Below are 2,652 nucleotides of genomic sequence, written 5' to 3' on the forward strand. Positions count from 1 at the left end.
GGGGCGGGGGCCGCGGTCGTGGAGCCCGCGATGAGCGCGTTCCAGACCTTGGAGTCGACGACACCGTTGACGGTGAGCCCCTTGGCCTGCTGGTAGGCCTTGACCTTGGACTCGGTTGCCGGCCCGAAGGACCCGTCGACCGTCAGCCCACCGAGCGCCTTCTGCAGCGCCTTCACAGCAGTGCCGGTGGACCCCCGCTTGAGCACGACGTTGACGTACTGCTGCAGCGGGTGCACCGTGCGGGCCGGGATGAGCTTGAGCGCCACCATCTTGGACCAGGTGGCGTTGTCGAGCTTCTTGGTGGCGGACACGTTGTTCTTCGTCTGCCAGGCACCGAGGGCCGTGGCCGTGAGCGGGCCGAACTTGCCGTCGGCGGTGACGCCGATGACCTTCTGCGCGAGCACGACGTCCGGGCCCGTGGCGCCCTGAACCAGCAACGGGTATCCGCTCTCGGTCATCACGGGCGCAGGCGGCGGCGTGACCGGTAGGGCCGGTGTGTAGTTCGCGTTCGTCAGGGGGGTGGTCACCGCGACGCCAGTCCACCAGGAGGAGCGCATGCGGGCGCCGTCCCAGTTGAAGGAGAAGTGGATGTGGTCGGTGTGCGGGGAGACCCCGTAGTACGGCGCCCAACCGCGGCCCGGGTCGTACGCCCGCCACTGCTGCCGGTTCCAGATGATGTAGTTGATCCCGAACCGCCTGGCCATCGCGCCGGGACGCCCCTGCGCGTCCGGTGCCGCCAACCAGCGCGTGAGCGCGTCCGCCAGCGCGCGCTGTTCACTGTTGTTGGCGTTGATCATCCAGTCCAGGGCCCGACCCTCGCCGTGCTCGGCAGCACAGGTGCGCAGGATGCCGTAGATCCGGTTGCCGTACGTCGCGTTGAGGAGCTTGGCGAAGGCCACCGCACCGGGCTGGTTGTAGGTCAGGCACTGGGTCCCCTTCTGGTACGGCGCGGCAACGTCCAGCGCGGACGGGAGAGCCCTCGACGGCGTGGGGTAGGGGATCGTCGCGGCCTGTGCGGACCCTGCCACGAGGGGAAAGGCCAGCACGGATGCCGACACGGCACCAAGCGTTCGCACCGGAAGCCGGCGACCTCTGCGGGGCTCGGCCTGCGCGCTGGGCGTGGGCTCGACAAAGGGCTCGGTCAGCGGGCTTGACACGGGGCGGTGCTCCTCGGACGGCGGGTCGTCTCGTGGAAGCCGAGACGGCTTGTCATCCTGAATCACAGACGTCACACACGTCCCACGAGATGACTGGGCCACACAGTTGTCCCACCTGCCCCCACTGCCCCGCAACCCAGTCTGCTGAATTACAGCGATGTACTTCATGAGGGGTCGTATTTTGCCGCAAGATATCCGGTCGAGTGCTACTCATGACATAGATTTTCCTGTCGCCCAGGGGCCTTCGATGGCCGGTTGAGGACGGTGTGTCACTAGAGTGCGGGCATGGACAAAGTGGTCGCCACCCCTGCCGACGCCGTCGCCGGAATCACTGACGGGGACACGCTCTCCGTCGGAGGGTTCGGTCTGTGCGGCATCCCCTCCGTACTCATCGCCGAGTTGCACCGACGCGGCGTTCGCGACCTCGAGGTCGTGTCGAACAACTGTGGTGTGGACGACTGGGGCCTCGGCATCCTGCTCGCCGCCCGCCAGATCCGCAGGATGGTCTCCTCCTACGTCGGGGAGAACAAGGAGTTCGCCAGGCAGTACCTCGAGGGTGAGCTCGAGGTCGAGCTGACGCCGCAGGGCACCCTGGCCGAGCGCCTGCGCGCGGGGGGCAGCGGCATCCCCGCCTTCTTCACCCCCACGGGCGTCGGGAGCCAGGTCGCCGACGGTGGCCTGCCGTGGCGGTACGCGGCCGACGGCACCGTCGCGGTGGCCTCACCCGCCAAGGAGGTGCGCGTCTTCGAGCACGACGGTGTGCAGCGCGAGTACGTCCTCGAGCACGCCATCGTCGCCGACTACGGCCTCGTGCGCGCCTGGAAGGGCGACCGGCACGGCAACCTCGTCTTCAACAAGTCCAGCCGCAACTTCAACCCGCTCGCCGCGATGGCCGGCCGCATCACGGTCGCCGAGGTCGAACACCTCGTCGAGCCCGGTGAGATCGACCCCGACGACGTGCACCTGCCCGGCATCTACGTGCAGCGGGTACTCCCCCTCACCCCTGAACAGGTCGCAGACAAGCGCATCGAGCGCCGCACCGTCACCGCACCACCCCCGGCCGTCGACGCCTCGACCAAGGAGTCCTGAGCATGCCCCTGACCCGTGAGCAGATGGCCGCCCGAGCCGCCGCAGAACTCGAGGACGGCGCGTACGTCAACCTCGGCATCGGGCTGCCGACCCTCGTCCCCAACTACGTACCCGACGACGTCGAGATCGTCCTGCAGTCCGAGAACGGCATCCTCGGTGTCGGCGCCTACCCCGCCGAGGACGCCGTCGACCCCGACCTCATCAACGCGGGGAAGGAGACCGTCACGGTCCGCCGCGGAGCCTCGTACTTCGACTCGGCCACGTCCTTCGGGATGATCCGCGGCGGCAAGGTCGATGCGGCGATCCTGGGCGCCATGCAGGTCTCGGCGGGCGGCGACATCGCCAACTGGATGATCCCCGGGAAGATGGTCAAGGGCATGGGCGGCGCGATGGACCTCGTCCACGG

General features: G+C 68.5%; 3 protein-coding genes. 2 read left to right on the top strand and 1 reads right to left on the bottom strand.

Features of this window, described 5'->3' with window-relative positions; translation table 11 throughout:
* Positions 1 to 1,058 (bottom strand): peptidoglycan-binding domain-containing protein (locus PLL68_RS11575; RefSeq protein WP_324534238.1); only part of this gene is annotated, 1,058 nt, incomplete at its 3' end.
* Between the two features lie 384 nt (positions 1,059 to 1,442).
* Between PLL68_RS11575 and PLL68_RS11580 the strand changes: the two genes are divergently transcribed.
* The gene (locus tag PLL68_RS11580; RefSeq protein ID WP_324534240.1) at positions 1,443 to 2,246 is read left to right on the top strand and encodes a CoA transferase subunit A; all 804 of its coding nucleotides are present in this window, start codon (positions 1,443 to 1,445) and stop codon (positions 2,244 to 2,246) included.
* Between the two features lie 2 nt (positions 2,247 to 2,248).
* Positions 2,249 to 2,652 (top strand): CoA-transferase (locus PLL68_RS11585; protein ID WP_324534242.1); only part of this gene is annotated, 404 nt, incomplete at its 3' end.

This window comes from Ornithinibacter sp. (assembly GCF_035443565.1).
Lineage (GTDB): Bacteria > Actinomycetota > Actinomycetes > Actinomycetales > Dermatophilaceae > Fodinibacter.

Excerpts from the sequence above, each read along its gene's own strand:
- PLL68_RS11580 (WP_324534240.1), top strand. The coding sequence starts at position 1,443 with ATGGACAAAGTGGTCGCCACCCCTGCCGACGCCGTCGCCGGAATCACT.